General features: G+C 43.5%; 12 protein-coding genes and 1 tRNA gene. 4 read left to right on the top strand and 9 right to left on the bottom strand.

The annotated features are described in order from the left end of the window. Positions 1-137: 137 nt before the first annotated feature. The 7 genes from H5123_RS08165 to argC form a co-directional block, all read right to left on the bottom strand. Positions 138-1,193, bottom strand: a complete 1,056-nt coding sequence (locus H5123_RS08165) for a hypothetical protein (RefSeq protein ID WP_182697647.1) — start codon at positions 1,191-1,193, stop codon at positions 138-140. A gap of 6 nt (positions 1,194-1,199) precedes the next feature. Beyond that, on the bottom strand, positions 1,200-2,249 hold the full coding sequence (locus tag H5123_RS08160) for a hypothetical protein (RefSeq protein ID WP_124018207.1): 1,050 nt from the start codon (positions 2,247-2,249) through the stop codon (positions 1,200-1,202). Positions 2,250-2,790: 541 nt separating this feature from the next. Further along, the gene (gene argH, locus H5123_RS08155) at positions 2,791-4,155 is read right to left on the bottom strand and encodes an argininosuccinate lyase (RefSeq protein WP_124018206.1); all 1,365 of its coding nucleotides are present in this window, start codon (positions 4,153-4,155) and stop codon (positions 2,791-2,793) included. 155 nt (positions 4,156-4,310) lie between these two features. Next, the gene (locus H5123_RS08150) at positions 4,311-5,534 is read right to left on the bottom strand and encodes an argininosuccinate synthase (protein WP_124018205.1); all 1,224 of its coding nucleotides are present in this window, start codon (positions 5,532-5,534) and stop codon (positions 4,311-4,313) included. A 93-nt stretch (positions 5,535-5,627) separates the two neighbouring features. Further along, positions 5,628-6,533 carry an ornithine carbamoyltransferase gene (locus H5123_RS08145; RefSeq protein ID WP_124018204.1) on the bottom strand — a complete coding sequence of 302 codons (906 nt, stop codon included), beginning with the start codon at positions 6,531-6,533 and terminating at the stop codon, positions 5,628-5,630. A 14-nt stretch (positions 6,534-6,547) separates the two neighbouring features. Continuing rightward, entirely contained in the window at positions 6,548-7,330 is a 783-nt protein-coding gene (gene argB / locus H5123_RS08140) for an acetylglutamate kinase (RefSeq protein ID WP_124018203.1), read from the bottom strand. A gap of 18 nt (positions 7,331-7,348) precedes the next feature. Continuing rightward, entirely contained in the window at positions 7,349-8,329 is a 981-nt protein-coding gene (gene argC, locus H5123_RS08135; protein WP_182697646.1) for an N-acetyl-gamma-glutamyl-phosphate reductase, read from the bottom strand. A gap of 261 nt (positions 8,330-8,590) precedes the next feature. On the opposite strand from argC, the gene argE reads away from it, so the two are divergent. From argE to H5123_RS08115, 4 genes are all read left to right on the top strand, one after another. Then, positions 8,591-9,742, top strand: coding sequence for an acetylornithine deacetylase (gene argE / locus H5123_RS08130; protein WP_182697645.1), 1,152 nt, complete (start codon positions 8,591-8,593; stop codon positions 9,740-9,742). A gap of 151 nt (positions 9,743-9,893) precedes the next feature. Continuing rightward, a complete protein-coding gene (gene ppc / locus H5123_RS08125) occupies positions 9,894-12,542 on the top strand; it encodes a phosphoenolpyruvate carboxylase (RefSeq protein ID WP_182697644.1) in 2,649 nt (882 codons plus the stop codon). Next, a complete protein-coding gene (locus H5123_RS08120; protein WP_182697643.1) occupies positions 12,539-13,078 on the top strand; it encodes a DUF1439 domain-containing protein in 540 nt (179 codons plus the stop codon). Before ppc ends, H5123_RS08120 begins: the two co-directional genes overlap by 4 nt. A gap of 185 nt (positions 13,079-13,263) precedes the next feature. After that, on the top strand, positions 13,264-16,323 hold the full coding sequence (locus tag H5123_RS08115) for a DUF2339 domain-containing protein (RefSeq protein WP_182697642.1): 3,060 nt from the start codon (positions 13,264-13,266) through the stop codon (positions 16,321-16,323). Between the two features lie 50 nt (positions 16,324-16,373). On the opposite strand, the gene H5123_RS08110 is transcribed toward H5123_RS08115, so the two are convergent. Both H5123_RS08110 and H5123_RS08105 read right to left on the bottom strand, forming a co-directional pair. Next, the gene (locus H5123_RS08110; protein WP_182697641.1) at positions 16,374-17,648 is read right to left on the bottom strand and encodes a CinA family nicotinamide mononucleotide deamidase-related protein; all 1,275 of its coding nucleotides are present in this window, start codon (positions 17,646-17,648) and stop codon (positions 16,374-16,376) included. Between the two features lie 437 nt (positions 17,649-18,085). Further along, positions 18,086-18,162 (bottom strand) — tRNA-Asp (locus H5123_RS08105). Positions 18,163-18,164 lie beyond the last annotated feature (2 nt).

The raw sequence follows: 18,164 nt of genomic DNA, 5'->3' as shown, positions 1-18,164 counted from the left end.
AAAACGAAGAAAATAATCGGATTGCCTGCACAATTTCATGCTGCATACATGGCTCATTTGACGTTATTTAGACACAAAAAAACCGCACTATTTACTAATGCGGTTTTTTAGATAATGTAAGTAACAATGGCTAAACCTTAGTCTCCTGCCATTTTTTGCAAAAACTCAAGTCGCTGCATTTCTTGCTCATCGGGTTGCCATGGCTCATCAGATAACGACTCAACGGCAAAGTCACCTAGCTCATAGGCAGGTTCCTCACTATGGCCGTACTGAGTTAATTCACCGGGCACAGCTGGACGACGCTCCAATACAAATGTGCTTAGAACATAAGGGCCTTTATATTGTGCAAACACTTCTTTATAGGCTTTAAGATCCAACACCACTGAACCTTGTGTCAGCTTGTCTGAGCCAGTTAGCAAGGCAATCGGCTGCTTATCTGCTGTATATAAATTAGCACGTAAACGATAGTAGCCCGCTAGCTCGACATCCACTTTAACCGGGATCAACATATCACTGCCTTCAGCACGAATATCCCCGACTCCAGTTATGGTTGCAGTAGGATGACTATATTCTATACCGGTTTTTAGCGTTTGCTTTTTGCCCTTAGCACTAAAGGTTACACTGATCTCTATTGGGCCATCCCAATCCTCTTCGGCATCAAGAGTTATCGCCCATTCTCCATCACTCCCGAGCATGGTTTTAGCGACTAATACATCTGTTCCACCTGCAAGCTCGCTGCGTAATGATACACTTGCACCATTAACCGCTAATCCCTTTACTTCAAGCTTTACCACCACAGGTTCTGGAAAACTAAAGCGGTATTGTGGTAACACGATACTGGCGCTGGCGCCATCTTGTAGTAAAACCGCTTGTGGGATATAAGCATTAGGGTTAAGCAAGGTACTGTCATTAGCTGACAGTGGTATCGAATAAGCGGGCAAAGTTAGGTCACTAGCATAAGCCTGAGCCATAAGCTGAAAGCTGTCGCTGATCGATTGAGGCAGCTTTTCAACTACGGTTATCTGCTTTGGCTTCATCGAGGGCACCTTGGACTGAACAGACACAAGATCAACCGGCGCTACAGCAACCGCCAGAGACGGCTTAAGTGTCGGCTCTGCGGTATAGCGGTATATCCCATACCCTACCGCTACAACAAGTAGGGTAATGGTTATAGCGAGTTTTTTATATTTCATATACGCTTAATTAGCTGCTTGATATACCAGTGCTGACATACTGGTTTTATTCGAATTACTCACCAATCTATAACGCGAACTAAATATCCACCAGCCACGTTTTTCATCATAGGTGCTGAATTGTAAGTTATCGCCATTGAGATAATTGGCACGACTATTAGCAGAAGTCACTTCATCTTTAGCGCTATTTAAAATGGTATCGCCATGGCTATACCCTTTACTCATTAACATCGGATAGTGATAAGGCATAAATCCACTTGGGCCATTTGTTGAAGTGAGCTTGCCATCAAATGCCACGCTGCGTGAGCAACTGCTGTAACTGCCAACTGATGCAGCACCGCAACTCGAGTGACTGGCAACAACACCATCATCTTCGCCGGGTAAAAATGCCCCCGTGACACCGAGAAAGTCAGAACCTGCACCAGCAAAACGCAAACGTGGAACTCGACTGTCAGGAAACGCGGCCAATTGACGTGCAGTATTTACACGTAAGTCATTCAATACCCCAATATTGGATGACGACGGCAGTTCACCTAACCATAGTGATACTGCCAGTTTTAATGTGCTATCCAGTAAACCTGAGCCACTGGCAACATTCGCGGCTAAATCTGCCAGCTCAACACCACCGCCGGCACCAGAAAAATCAAATGTGGCGACAATATTAAGCGGTTTTAAACCGGCATTTTGTAACCATAGTGCTTGGTTATCAATAATATAGCGCATAACTAAATCACCAGTAGAATGGGTGACAAATACACAACCACTGTCACATGTCCCTGAACGCGATAATTGCTGTAGTTTAGGCCATACATATTGGCTGGTAATTTTATTGGCAATGCGCTCTTGCGAAGGCCAATCAATACGTTCGTCTGCGCGATCACGCCAATACTGTGCCCAATATTGGCCACCATTTTCGCTTACCTTCTCCCCAGTCGGTTTGCTTTGTAAGTTATCGGGTTGAAAGCCGTGCACTAACACCACAGGGTATCCCCCCACAGATGCTTGTGCTGCACCAGTTAATAAACCCGCTAATAATAAAAATAGAGATTTTTTCATCGCAATATCCTTATATTTTCCGCTACATCAGCCTGCGCCGTGTGCGTGTTTTTTTATATTTTTGTTACCGAATTGATGCATTTCACTCCAGCACCAACATCAACATAGAGCAGAAATAAAACAATGCAACTCTTAAAAATCAAGATTTTTACACCAAAAACACCCGAGTGTTTGAATTAAAACAATCGATAAGTGGTCGATATCGAGAGCAGATCTTACCAATAGGCGATAACAAGGATTTAACAATGGCAGTAAGCACTAACACATATGTTTTAAGCTTTTACTCCAATATTAGATAAAAACTTAGTTCACCTGTTTGAGATGCTCAAGAATCAAAGTATGTGCAAAAAATTTGCTGATATTTACGCTGACTCAGATCAAAACATAATAGATAAGCTGCACTTTTATCCCAAATGCTGGTTATCTATAAGCAGTGTTAGACATAAAAAAGCCCTATAGACTTGCATCCATAGAGCTTTACAGACTGTCTGCCAAAGACAAACCGCCAGATTATTTTGCTCACTTCATCTTATGAGATTGGTTACGCTTTTTTAGCCGCTATGGCGGCTTGTACTTGATTAATGGCGGTGCCGCCTAATACATCACGCTTTTCTAAACACGCTTCAATCGTAAGGTTTGGATACACATCATCGCTAATCACTTTAGCAAATTGTTGCAACTCTGCCACGCTTAAGTCTTCAATCGGCTTTTGCTCACCAATGGCAAATACCACCACCTCACCGACGACATGATGTGCTTCACGAAATGGCATGCCTTTAGCCACAAGGTAGTCGGCTAGTTCAGTGGCATTAGCGTAACCTTGCTGCGCCGCGACCAAAGCTTGCGGGCGGTTAACGGTTAAGCCCGACAACACTAATGCAGCCATGTCTAGGCAAATAGCCCAGCTGTCGACCACATCAAACAAGCCTTCTTTGTCTTCTTGCATGTCTTTGTTGTAAGCCAAAGGTAAGGCTTTCATGGTAGTGAGAATCCCCATTAAACTGCCATAAACACGGCCGGTTTTACCACGAATAAGCTCTAATGCATCTGGGTTTTTCTTTTGTGGCATTAATGATGAGCCAGAGGTAACTTGATCGCTTAACGAGATAAAATTAGCTTCACCAGAATTGAAGAAAATTAAGTCTTCGGCCATCCGGCTTAAATGCATCATGCTGATAGACGCTGTGCTACATAATTCAACCACGTGATCGCGATCTGACACACTGTCTAAACTGTTTAATGTCGGGCGGGCAAAGTTCAATGCTGCTGCGAGTGCGTGACGGTCAATAGGATACGCGGTACCAGCAAGTGCGCCTGAACCTAATGGACATGAATCGGCACGCCCCAATGCATCTTGCAGACGGCTAATATCACGCTCGAACATTTCGACATAGGCTAACGCCCAGTGACCAAAAGTGACTGGTTGTGCGCGCTGTAAATGAGTATAACCAGGCATTACTGCATCGACTTCACGCTCTGCAAGGGCAATTAATTCTGCGTGTAATGTGCCTAAACGCGCTAGCAGCGCTGCACCTTCTTTTTTACACCACAGTTTTAAATCGGTAGCGACTTGGTCGTTACGTGAACGGCCTGTATGGAGTTTTTTACCCAAATCACCGACTTTAGCAATCAGCTTTTGTTCAACAAAACTGTGAATATCTTCTGCGCCATTGCTGATGATAGCTTGGGGATCATTACCCACTTCCACCAGCAATTCATTGAGGGCCGCTTTTAAATCAGTACATTCTTGAGCAGTAATAATGCCTACGCTGGCAATAGCATCAGCCCATGCGATTGATCCAACAACGTCTTGTTCAAATAAGCGATAATCAACCGGCAGTGAGTCATTAAATAACTTGAAAAGTGCACTGGTTTCACCTTGAAATCTTCCGCCCCATAACGCCATGTCGGTATCCTCTGTATTAAAAACTGTGTTAAGAACTGGGTGTTCAATAATATAGCTGTAAATCATATTCTCTTTCTTGTAATGACTCTGCCATTAGCCCAAAAGTCATTATAAGAAAGGCGCTTTGCAGCGCCTTTATATGGTTGCCGTATTGGTTATTTAGTATTGAGTGCGCGAATACGGCTAGCTAAAGAATACAAACGGATAAAGCCTTCAGCGTGTTTTTGATCGTATACGTCATCTTCACCAAAGGTAGCGAAAGCTTCTGAATACAAGCTGTTTGGTGAACGCTTTTTAACTGCTGTTGCTTGACCTTTATACAGCTTAATCACTACATCACCGTTAACTGACTCCGCTAATGATTCAGATGCTGCGATAAGTGACTTACATAAAGGCGTAAACCAACGACCGTCGTACACTAGGTGCGACATTTGGGCTGCAATCTGCTCGCGCCACGTACGGCTGGTTTTATCTAATACCAATTCTTCAATGGCACGTAAACCAGCAAACATCACTGTGCCACCAGGGGTTTCATAACAACCACGTGACTTCATGCCCACTAAACGGTTTTCAGTAATGTCGATACGACCAACACCGTGCTTAGCAGCAATATCATTTAACGTCATTAATGCTGCATATGGTGATAATGCCTCGTCATTGACATGGGTAACACGACCATTTTTAATCGCTAACGACACATATTCTGCTTCATTTGGTGCATCTTCTGGCGCGACTGTTAGCGTCCATACACCTTTTGATGGCTCGTTCCACGGATCTTCTAACTCACCGCCTTCATGTGAAATATGCCATGCGTTGGCATCACGGCTATAAATTTTGGTCGCTGATGCGCTGGTTTTAATGCCGCGCTCAGCAAGGTAAGCCAACAAGTCTTCACGGCTACGCATTTCCCACTCACGCCATGGCGCGATGACTTTTAAGTCTGGGGCTAATGCGGCAAAACAACCTTCAAAACGCACTTGGTCGTTACCTTTACCTGTGCAGCCGTGACATACCGCATCGGCGCCGACTTTACGGGCCACTTCAACTTGCGCTTTAGCAATAATCGGCCGCGCCATTGAAGTACCTAATAAGTAAGTGCCTTCGTAAATAGCGCCCGTGGCGATAGTTGGGTAAATATAATCGGCAACAAACTCTTCTTTTAGATCAACAATATGGCACTCAGAAGCACCAGAGGCTAATGCCTTTTCGGTTAAGCCAACGAGCTCTTCTTCGCCTTGGCCTACATCGGCACAGAATGCGATGATTTCGCAGTTATCATAGGTTTCTTTTAACCACGGGATAATGGCTGAAGTATCTAAACCACCTGAATATGCCAATACCACTTTTTTAACGCCGGTTTTTTTCACTGCACTAGACATGTTTAATTCCTAGAATCGATTACGTATATGTTCAATTTAAATAACGCCAGAGGCATTATTGTCTTAATCTTTTGAATAACTTAAATAAGGTGTCTAACTTAATAAAGTCACTAAAACTGCATTTTGCGCATGCATGCGATTTTCTGCTTGATGTAAAATCAATGAACCTTGACCATCCATTACCTCGTCGGTTACTTCTACGCCACGATGTGCTGGTAAACAATGCATAAAGAATTTAGCACCAGCTTGAGCCATTAGCTCACTGTTAACTTGGTACGGTGCAAAACGGGCTTTTATGTCAGCAAGCGGAGTGTCATCGCCCATAGAAATCCACGTATCGGTATAAACAGCATCATGACCTTCTATAGCATTAATGTCAGCACTCAACGTTAACTTACCGCCATTTTTTTGCGCTAACGCTTGTGCTTCGGTGACCACTAATGCATCTGGGAATGCACCTTCAGGGCATATCACTGTCATGGTCATACCTAAAATCGCCGCACCATAAATGAGTGAGTGGGTGACGTTATTACCATCGCCAACATAAGCTAATTTTGCTTGGCTTACATCATCAAACTGCTCGGATAAGGTTAAAAAATCGGCCAGAGCCTGGCAAGGATGATATAAGTCAGACAATGCATTAATCACTGGTACTGTGCCATGCAGCGCGAGCTGTTCGATAGTCGTATGCGAGTAAGTTCTCGCGACAATGGCATCAGCCCAACATGAAATATTAGTTGCAAAGTCTGCCACGGTTTCACGTTGACCTAAGGCGCCATTTTGTTGGTCTAAGTATAAGCAGTGACCACCTAATTTATTAATGCCAATGTCAAAGCTGACTCGGGTGCGCAGTGATGGCTTTTCAAATAACATCACCACACTTTTTCCATCTAAGGCACGACGGTACTCAGCTGGGTTGTGCTTAATTTTTTTAGCCAATTCAATGATGGCTAATAGCTGAGATTGAGTTAACTCTTTTATCGACAATAGGTGCTGCATATACGACTACTCCATTAAGGTTGTATTTGAGTCCCGACGGACCCACCTTTGACTAAGGTTTTTAATTGTTCCGCGTCGCGCCACGAAGCCACTTGCACAGGTTTCCCCATCCACTGAGCAACTTCTAGTGCCGCTTCCACTTTCACTTTCATGCCTTTTTCAATCACCCCTTGGGCGACTAAGTGTTCAATTTCGCTTTTATTTAAGCTATGAATTAATTGGCCTTTACCGTCTAATACACCCGATACATCTGACAATAGCACTAGGGTGCCATTCACTAATTTAGCAAGTGCAGTTGCGGCTTGGTCAGCATTCACATTTAACATCTCGCCTTGGCTAGAAATGGCAATAGAACTGCAAATTGGCATCCAACCTTGGCTTAAAATAAAGTTTAAATAGGTAGCATCTTTTGGCTCAACTTCGCCCACCAGCCCTAAACGTTCATCTTTAATTTTAGCCGTAACGACATTGCCGTCTCCTAGGCTCATGCCGATACTGACAATGCCAGCTTTAGCGGCTGCGGCTTGTAAAATTTTATTCGACGAGCCAGCGAGTGCACCTACCACGATTGCAATTTGATCGGCAGGCGTAACGCGTAAACCGTCTAATTTAATAGTTTCTTTACCATTTGCAGTCAGTTGCTCATCAACTAAACACCCACCACCGTGTACCAATATCACTTGTTGGCCCGCGGCAATCATTTCAGCAGCGGCATCCATTAAGCGCGCCATACCCATTTCGCACTGCAGTAAAGCACCACCGACTTTAAGCACTAACACTGATTTTGTAGTCATTATTATTATTCCTTAATCCGCTTACACATCGAAATGGATTTTAATACACTGAAGCCCTTGGCTGGCAGCGCCTTTCATTAAATTATCAATCGCACTGGCGACCACTAAATAACCACTTTTAGCATCATATTTCCAACCTAAATGACAATTGGCTGTATTGACTACATCATCGACTTTAGGAAACTGGTTGTGCTTAACTGTTACGATTGGGGCGTTATCGTAGACGCTGTAAGCCTTGACCACATCCGCTTCGGTAGTGCCCGGCTTTAGCTGTACGGTTATCGTCGCTAAAATGCCGCGCTTAAAGTTACCTAAATGCGGCGTGAAGATCACTTCTTGACCCAAGTGTGTGGCAATTTCAGGCTGATGTCTGTGGCCTAACACACCGTATGGCGTTAAGCTGACTTCACAAAAATTAGTATGCAGTTGCGCTTTACGTCCCGCTCCCGTGACACCACTAACCGCATTAATCACTGGGTACATTTCAGTTAAAAATGGTTTAAGCGGTTTTAGTGCAGTAAGTGATGCCGTAGGATAACAACCAGGTACCGCAATCATTCTGGCTTGTTTAATTTGTTCGCTATTCCACTCGGCTAAGCCATACACTGCCTGAGCTAACACATCAGGATGAGTATGCTCAAAGCCATACCATTTAGGGTACTGCGCCACATCAGCAAAACGATAAGCACCACTTAAATCGAATACAGCCAAACCCTGCTGGTAAAACCATGCCGCAAGCTCTAGGCTCACTGAATGCTCAGTCGCTAATACTACTGCATCAGCTTCGGCTACAATTCGTTTTTTAGCATCATCAGATAATGGCGATAGTGTATAAGCCATGTGGCTATATACCGGGTATAGATCAGCTAATTTACGACCTTTATCTAAACTATTTTCTGATACATACAAACCTTGAACGCTTAGATTAGTGTCTGCATTAATTAACGAGGTGATTTGTGCACCTGTGTAGCCACTGGCGCCAATAATTGCGATGCTTTTCATAAGTTTGGTTTCTTTTTGATAATGAGAGAAAGTGTCAGCATAGCCTATTTAGACGGGAGCCGCCTAATTTAGAACTATCGTCGCAGGAAGTTAGCGATGATTATTGATATAGTGGATTTAGCAGCGAGAATGCACATATTTATTTTCATTTCTAATGTTCAATTTATGGTGTCGGTTAATGCTGTTTGCTAGACTACCACACAACATTAATTATGCAATATATGTGAATAAGTATTTTACATATTATTTTTAGGATAACCCATGAGCACACTCCCAAATCTAAAAAGTTGTTTTACACAGCTGATTGCAGCGCCATCAGTCAGTGCACTCGAAGCTGAACATGATATGAGTAACCATGCAGTTATCAACTTGTTGCAAAACTGGTTTAGCGAGCTTGGTTTTGAATGTGAAACCCCTACAGTAGAAGATTCGCGTAATAAGCAAAATCTTATTGCCCGAATAGGTTCAGGTAGCGGCGGACTATTATTAGCAGGCCATACCGATACCGTGCCATTTGATGAAGGCCGCTGGAGCCAAAGCCCATTTGAGATGGTTGAAAAAAATAATCGTTGGTACGGCTTAGGTACTTGCGACATGAAAGGCTTTTTTGCGCTAGTACTTGAAGCATTAAAAGACATGCCACTCGATCAATTTAAGCGACCTTTAACTATTTTTGCCAGCGCTGACGAAGAAACCACTATGAGTGGCGCCAAGGCATTTGCTGAGTCTGCTGTTATCGCGCCAGATTATGCGGTTATCGGTGAGCCCACCAGCTTGAAACCTGTCTACATGCATAAGGGGCATTTAGCCCAAGGGATCCGCGTCATTGGTCGCAGTGGCCATTCATCTGATCCAGCACGCGGCCTCAATGCCATTGAAGTGATGCACAAAGTCATTGGCAAACTAATGCTACTCAAACAGCATTTAAGTGAAAATTACCGCGAAGATGCGTTTACCGTGCCTTATCCTACGATGAACTTTGGCCATATTCATGGTGGTGATGCTGCTAACCGCATTTGTGGTTGCTGCGACTTGCATTTAGATATTCGCCCATTACCGGGTATGGAGCTAGCTGATCTGGAATTAATGGTATTAAACTACTTATCTGACATCAGTAAAGAGTATCCTGGCAGTATTAGCGTCAGTACTTTGTATCCAGGGGCTGAATCATTTGCAGGAAAAGCAGATAACCCGTGGACCAAATTAGTGGCACAATTATCAGGTAATGAAGCTGAAGTGGTCAACTATTCTACTGAGGCACCATACATCAATAAACTCGGTTGCCAAACCTTAGTATTGGGCCCAGGAAGTATTAACCAAGCCCACCAGCCAGACGAATTTATTGGCTTAGAATACCTCACACCTACGGTTGAATTGATCAAAAAAATGATTTATCACGCTTGTATCAAGTAATCGGCGCAGTTAGGTTTTTTAACGATATAAATGTAACATTTTTACGAAATAAAATTACGAAACACACTGCCTGTGTATTGACCGATATTGATACGCTGGGTATTGTGATGTAAGAGATATTGGAAAAATCGTTCATTTTTCGGGAGTAAGTATGACAGAGCAAACGGCAGATATGTATGCATCACTTCGATCAAATGTGGGGCATCTAGGCCAGATATTAGGCGAAACAATGCAAACCCACTTAGGTGATGCATTCTTAGAAAAAGTAGAACAAATTCGTATTTTAGCCAAAAAATCTCGCCAGGGTGACGAAGCCTCTCGTGAGCAAATGCTAGCATTATTAACCGCGTTACCAGACGAAGAGCTGGTGCCTTTCGCGAAAGCCTTCAACCAATTTTTAAACTTAGCCAATATCGCAGAACAATTCCATACCATTAGCCGCAATTGCGACGAGCTAGTGTGTGTTCCGGATCCTGTAGAGCAACTGCTCGGGCGAATGCTAGACACTGATTTAGATAAAAAAGATGTCATAAAGTGCTTAAAAAACTTAGACATTGATTTAGTATTAACGGCACATCCAACAGAAATATCTCGTCGCACCTTAATCCAAAAATACGCCGCCGTTGTAGATTGCTTAACCGAGCAAGAAAATTCTCAGCTTACCGATCGCGAACGTGAGCAAAGCACACTGCGTCTTCGTCAGCTGATTGCTCAAATTTGGCATACCAACGAAATCCGCAGCGAACGCCCAACACCTGTTGATGAAGCACGCTGGGGCTTGAGCACGATTGAAACTTCATTGTGGCAAGCGATCCCTGACTTTTTACGTCAATTAAATGATCAAGTTGAGCATAAAACCGGCCAGCAGTTACCTATTGATGTATCTCCAGTGCGATTTTCGAGCTGGATGGGTGGTGACCGCGACGGCAATCCATTTGTGACCTCCACCGTCACTCAAGAAGTGCTTGACCGTAATCGTCACGCGGCAGCCAGACTGTATCTAAAAGATATTGTGACCTTACTCGGCGAATTGTCGATGGAAAACGCTAATGCTGAATTATCAGCGTTAACCGATAACAGTAAAGAACCGTACCGTGATGTGTTACGCAAGTTGCGCTGTCAGTTACGTAACACTATCGATTACCTTAACGCTCGCCTTGAAGGTAAAAAACCTGACGTCGATACTCGCGAGCTTATTTGGCATAAAACAGATTTACTTGAACCGCTTCAGTTACTTTATAAAAGCTTGACCGATTGCGGCATGAAGTTAATTGCCAACGGCCTGTTACTCGACATCTTGCGTCGTTTAGCCTGCTTTGGTATTCACATGTTGCGCCTCGATATCCGTCAAGATGCATCACGCCACAGCGACGTAATCGCCGAACTGACCCGTTATTTAGGTATGGGCGATTACAACCACTGGGACGAAAATGAAAAACAAGCCTTTTTACTGCGTGAACTCACCAGTAAACGCCCGCTGATCCCTGCAAATTGGCAACCAAGTGATGATGTGGCAGAAGTTGTCCGAACCTGCAACTTAGTCGCCCAACAACCCGTTAATGCATTAGGGTCGTATGTGATCTCTATGGCCAGTAAGCCATCTGATGTACTCACAGTGTTGTTACTGCTAAAAGAAGCTGGCTGCACGAACCCAATGCGAGTGGTACCGTTATTTGAAACATTAGCAGACCTTGAAAGTGCAGCTGATTGTATGACAGCGCTGCTCAACATTGATTGGTATCGTGGTTACACTAAAGGCATGCAAGAAGTCATGATTGGTTATTCTGACTCGGCAAAAGATGCTGGGGTTATGGCAGCAGCTTGGGCACAATATCGTGCTCAAGAGCAACTCGTTGCTGTTTGTAAAAAGGCTGACGTTAAGTTGATGCTGTTCCATGGTCGTGGTGGCTCAATTGGCCGTGGAGGTGGACCAGCTCACAAAGCCATTTTATCGCAACCACCAGGTTCGGTTGATGGTCGCATTCGTGTGACAGAGCAAGGCGAAATGATCCGCTTTAAATTTGGGTTACCCAAATTAGCAGTGCAAAGTTTAGCGCTGTACACTTCGGCCGTAATGGAAGCGACACTACTGCCGCCACCCGAGCCTAAAAAGGCATGGCGTGATTGTATGCAACGTATCGCTGCAGAGTCAGTAGCGCATTACCGCGGTATTGTTCGTGAAGAACCAGACTTTGTTGCGTACTTTAGATCCGCTACGCCAGAAGTTGAACTCGGTAAACTGCCATTAGGCAGCCGCCCAGCGAAACGAAAAGTCGATGGTGGCATTGAAAGTCTCCGTGCTATTCCGTGGATTTTCGCTTGGTCACAAAACCGCTTAATGTTACCGGCTTGGTTGGGTGCTGGTGAAGCATTACAAGATGCTGCGGATCGCGGCGAGCTTGAACTATTACGCGAGATGGAAGACCAATGGCCTTTCTTTGAAACTCGTATTTCAATGCTAGAGATGGTTTACACCAAAGCAGAACCTAACTTAGCTAAGTATTACGAGCTATGTTTAGTTAAACCAGAACTGCATCATTTAGGCGAAAAGTTGCGTCAACGTCTGCAACTGGGTATTGATGCTGTATTGTCATTAACCCAAGCAACAGAGTTAATGGCACATACTCCTTGGAGCCGTGAATCTGTTAAACTGCGCAATCCTTATATCGACCCACTTAACTTTTTACAAACCGAGCTATTAGCCCGTACACGTAGAGAGGTAGAGCCATCGGCGCATGTTCAGTTAGCATTGATGCTGACTATTGCCGGCGTTGCTGCAGGAATGAGAAATACTGGATGATAACCTTGGTTAAAACCCTTGGACTTGGATTGTTATTACTACTGACTGGCTGTGCCAGTCAGTACAGCATCACTGAGTCTGAAATAGAACAATACCTTAATAAAGACATGCATTTTGAGGTCAAACAGGGCAATAAGTTAATTGGAGTGTCGCTTAAGCTAAATGACATGCAGGTAGTATTAGGCGCTAAGCCAAATACTATGGCAGTAACAGCAACAACTATGATCACTGTTAATAACCCATTACTGCCCATTCACGCTAAATTAAAAACGACATTTGAGGCAGTGCCTTGGTACGATACTGACACTAAGAGCGTGTATCTACGACAGTTAAACTTAGTCAAAGTTGAGTCTGAACCCGCTGATATTGAGCGTTACATCAGCCAAGCTACGCCACAATTAATGGGCTTTTTACGTAGTTATCTTGAAAATCAGCCAGTGTATACCTTAGACACTCGCGACAGCAATCAAGCGCTAATGGCGAAAATGACCAAAGAGATTGCCGTACAACAGGGCAAACTGGTGGTTAAGTTTTAGCACTATCTTCATCGTAATAAAAAGCACCTGCGGGTGCTTTTTTATTGCTTCAAATCTCTGTACATCCACATAATCAATAAAGGTTCAACCTCTCAAATATCAAAAAACTGAGCATTTCCTATTCAATCATAACCACGTACAATAACTTGGTAATATTGGAGTGCATAATAATCATGGGATGAATGATGCCGTTAATGGATGACGTAGCCAAATTAAAAGCACAACTGGCGGAGCTAGTCTCACAGCAAGGTGCACAACAGGCCGATGTAAATCAACAATTGGCTCGGTTCGCTCAGCAACTTGATGCTTTAGCCCAGCAAGTACAGGCGCAAAGTAATAATCAACAACCGCTTAGCTTGTCTGCAGAAAACTTACATATTCCTGTGCACGAGAGTCGAGCAAACGATTCGAGCAGCAATATTGTTGCCGATAAGCCTCAATACTCATCTTCCGCTTGGGAGCGCCAACCGTCAGACACAAGTCATTTGGTGTCAGCAGCATCGATATCGGCACAACAAACTTCGGTAGTCACAAAGTCACCAGCCAGACAAAGCGCCCTTAGTGCCATGCTCACCCAGTTAGCTGAAGCTATTGGTGAGTTCAGTGCATCTGCACTTGCACCTTTGTCTGGGTTAACCGAACAAGCAAAAGGCTTTTATCAGCATTACCAAGCTAAAGGCTTAAGCCCAGTATTTTTGATGACAGTGGCGGGCATCATTACTCTGACACTAGGCTTTGGTTATTTACTGCAGTTTTCAATCAACAACTGGTTTTCAGAGTTGGATAAAGCCTTACTAGGAATCGGGGTCGCAAATAGCATTATTGTCGGCGGAGTGTTTATTCGGCAAAAACGCCCGGGGATGCAAGATTTTGGTTCCGGACTCGTCGGTCTTGGGCTTATTCTTAACTACTTGTGTTTGTATTTCCTAGGACCATATTTTAATCTTATTGCCGATGTTGCCTGCTTTGGTTTGCTATTTCTCAATACGATATTAGGTTATGGCCTTTCAAGTAAACTCGACACTAAAGTAGTGGCAATAATCGCCTTAGTTGGCGGCTCACTTGCGCCATTGATGTTACTTGACGGCGGTCAAACACCTTTATTATACCTACCCTATTTGATGCTTATCGGCATCTGCTCGATGATCCAAAGCCACAAATTAGCTTGGCCGATACTTATCGAAGTCACCGCATTACTCCACATTGCTTGCGTACAGATATTGAGCTTAGCTATTCAATTGCCTTTACCTGTTATCGATTGGCAAAGCGGCTTAGCATTACTGATGATCAATGGGTTGTTCTACCTCTACAGTATTGCCAGTTTATTATTTGTCATAAAATCAGCTTTAACACCAAGACTGCTAGCGGTTCCAATCGCACTAATGGCCTTTATCCTTTACGCCCTGACGCAATGGAGCGTTTTTGCTGGAGAGATTTTTGCACTTAATGCATTACTGTGTGGCTTGTTATATTGGGTGATTAAACGCGATAAAGATATTGCTGCCCTAGCTTTGGCTTTTGCAGGAAGCTTTGCTGGTTTTGCTGCACTGTTTTTACTTAGCGTAGAACTGCTAGGGCTAGTGCTGCTGTTAGAAGGTTTGCTGTTACTGTGGATTGGCTGTAAACAGCTATTTAGCCCTATTAGAGCTGAAGCCTATGTCTTACTTATACTAGGCATAATCAGCAGCTTTGCTAACGTCTTTGATGTGCTAACACTGTCGAACTATGACAATGATGGTCTATTAGGATATCAAGCATTATTGAGTATATCGATGACACTAACCTGCGCGATGACTTTGGCGGCGCAAAAGCTGCTTAGCTGCCATCAAGCTGACTTAATGAAATTAGAACACTTAGCAGTGCGATTTATCCGAGAGTTACTTGGGGTGCTTTATACAATCACCTTATTGCTGGTGAGCTTCTTCATCACCGAGCAATATTGGCTTAATACATTGCCATTCATCAGCTTATTGCTGCTGTACATGAGCGCTAAACACACCTTACGCTTTAGCGAAGTATTAGCCTGGTTATTGCAACTGCCGTTATTAGGGTTAGTTATTTTTGGCATGGTAGACGCTGATAGCATTAGCTTTGCCGACCAAGCAATCAACGCTAAATTAGCCCGTATTGAGCTCTTTGTCGGATTATTACTGGCGTATTATTGGTACAAAAAATACTATGCTGATGCCAAATTAATCCGCTTTGCTTACTATGTTCAGTTAATTTGTTACCTAGTGCTACCGTTACTAATATTGCCCAAAATCATACGTAGCTATCCTGACTACATTGCTATCTCATTGTGGCTGAGCAGTTTGATGAGTCTAGGTTTGGCTTACTTTGTTAAGCACAAAAATCTTCACTATGAGACGCAAATACTCACGATCCTAGCAACCATGATCACCGCAGCAATGTGTCTAGCAGAACAGTGGCAAGGACTTGCAGCATTGGTCCTAGGCTTGCTATTTCTCGGATTTATTAGCTTACGTTATGAACAACTACCCAAAAAATGGCAACACATTACCACGCTACAATGGCACATTGCGCCATACTATATTGCCTTAGTGATAGCCGTGTTAAGCCAAACCATCACCAACTTGTTCCATCCATCATGGGCAATTACAGCGTTAATCATCTGTGGATATTTTAGTGTTATTAGCGAAAGAAACACACGTATCGGTCAACATTTTAAGCAGGCTTTAGCACCAAGCTATAGCTTGGCATATTGTATGATTTTTGCTTGTGCAATTTTACCTATCCTATTTCACAGCGAAACACAGCTCACCTTTAATACTGATAATGTGCTGATTAATTTAGCAGAGCTTGGAGTGCTGATGTTATTAGGTCGTTATTTGTTAACGGCAAGATTAGGCATTAGAGCACACAGAAAAATTATCTCTTATGTCGCGCTTAAGTGGGCTTGGCATGCATTATTAGTAATAAGTTACTTGCTGTGGAGCTATCAATTCGACCAGAGTATTGCAGCACCAATGAGTGCAATACTGTTAGTTGTGCATGCCTGTATGGTGATGTTTATAAGCCTACGGCCTCAGCAAGCGAACCTGGTTAGGCTAGCTGCACTGCTATTTGCTTTGGCTTGTATCAAGGTGATTTTTGTTGATATGGCGTCATTTGAATTAATTCAAAAAATCGTCGCGTTTATTTTGATTGGCGTTATTTTGCTGACGGTTGCTTACTTTTATCAAAAAGCGAAAAACAATCAATTGCCTGATGACCTTACAGCCTAGTCATTACATCGAGCTTGCTTACACCAGAGGTAAGCAAGCTCGACATAAACTTACTTGGCAAACCGTGGAATTGACGGGTAATCGACAATAACAGCTTCTTCAAGCAATGCACGACGAAGCATATCGTAAGCAATTGCGGTACTCATACTTCTTACAAGCTGGCGTGAACGCTTTGGTAATTTCACCATTTGACTGTATACGCCATGTTTAGTTGCTAATGCTATCGCCACAGTCCCAACGGGCTTATCATCAGATCCACCATCTGGGCCAGCAATACCGCTAGTGGCTAATGCATAATCACTATCAAGAATAGCGCGTACGCCTTGCGCCATCGCCTCAACAGTAGCAATAGAGACAGCACCATGATCGTCCAATATTTGTGGGTTAACACCTAAAACTCTCACTTTAGATTCATTGCTATAGGTCACCAATCCATGGTGTAAGTATGATGAACTGCCAGCAAAGTCGATTAACTGACTGGTAATCATTCCACCAGTACAAGACTCTGCGACACTTAAACTCAGTCCAGACTGATACAAGCGATGATGAATTTCAGCTGCTAATGTTGGTCGATTCTCAGCGACAACTGCATACCCTAATAAGGCTTTAACCTGCTTTGTTACTTTGGGTAGCTGACGGATAGCTTTTTCACCACGAGCAAAAATTTTAATTTCAATGTGTGGCATTGATGAACGATAACCTAACTCGATACCTTCAGGTAAATTCAGCTCAGATAAGGTATCCGCTAAAGATGACTCGCCGTGACCAATTGTGAGTAACTTTTCTAAAGCTGACTTTTGTTGAGCACCAAACTCTTCGATAATAAATGGAATAAACTGTTCGGTGATCATGTGCTTTAATTCAAATGGCACACCAGGAGTAAAAAATAGCCATGCATTATTCAACTTCACACGAAAGCCACAAGCTGTACCGACAGGATTATCGATCATAATAGCCGAGGCAGGTAACCAAGCTTGTTTTAAGTTACTCTTCGCCATCACCCGGTTATTACGCGTAAACCAGTCTTCTAAATGCTCACGCCACTGCATATTTTCGACAAGCTCTTCGCCTTTAGCTTTAGCCATCGCTAATGCCGACATATCGTCACTAGTAGGTCCTAAACCACCATTCACAATAATCACATCTGCATGCTTACTACGTTCATGGAATACGGCAATGAGATCTTCCATTCGATCGCCAACGGTTACCCTATGCTGCATCTCAATACCTATTTCCATCATAGTATTAGCAACCCAAGCAGCATTAGTATCGACTATCTGACCAGATAATACTTCTTCACCCGTGCAAATCATTTCTAGCTTCATCATTATTTCCTATACCCTTTCATTGGCACTAACTTAGGCGTCCAACATGTGAATGGCAAGAAAATAGATCGAAATAAGAGAAAATTAAATCATAAGTAGATGAATGGATTACAACAAATCAACAGAAATAGCTCAAAACAATTAAAGGAGATAAACAGACAATACCAATGAGGTTGGTACTATGTTGCCAAAGTAGGTTACAGCAACAGCCTTCAACTTATATTGCCGGAACGAACGGGAGCTTAATCCGTGAGTCTTTGCGACAAAGACAGGCCGTAGTCTGTTCATAAAGAGGCTAACATGCCATGGATGGGTCCATACACTATAATCTCGCAACCTTGTCACTTCAACGAACCGCCGCGGGGTTCTATGTTGCTATCTTTTTATCGCCCAACGAAAAAAGCCCTAGCATTTCTGCTAGGGCTTTCATCTTAAGTTGGCGGAGCGGACGGGACTCGAACCCGCGACCCCCGGCGTGACAGGCCGGTATTCTAACCAACTGAACTACCGCTCCTT

The organism is Shewanella sp. SR43-4, assembly GCF_014163845.1.
In the GTDB taxonomy this organism is placed as follows: Bacteria; Pseudomonadota; Gammaproteobacteria; order Enterobacterales; family Shewanellaceae; genus Shewanella; species Shewanella vesiculosa.
This window is presented reverse-complemented; position numbering and strand designations above follow the sequence as displayed.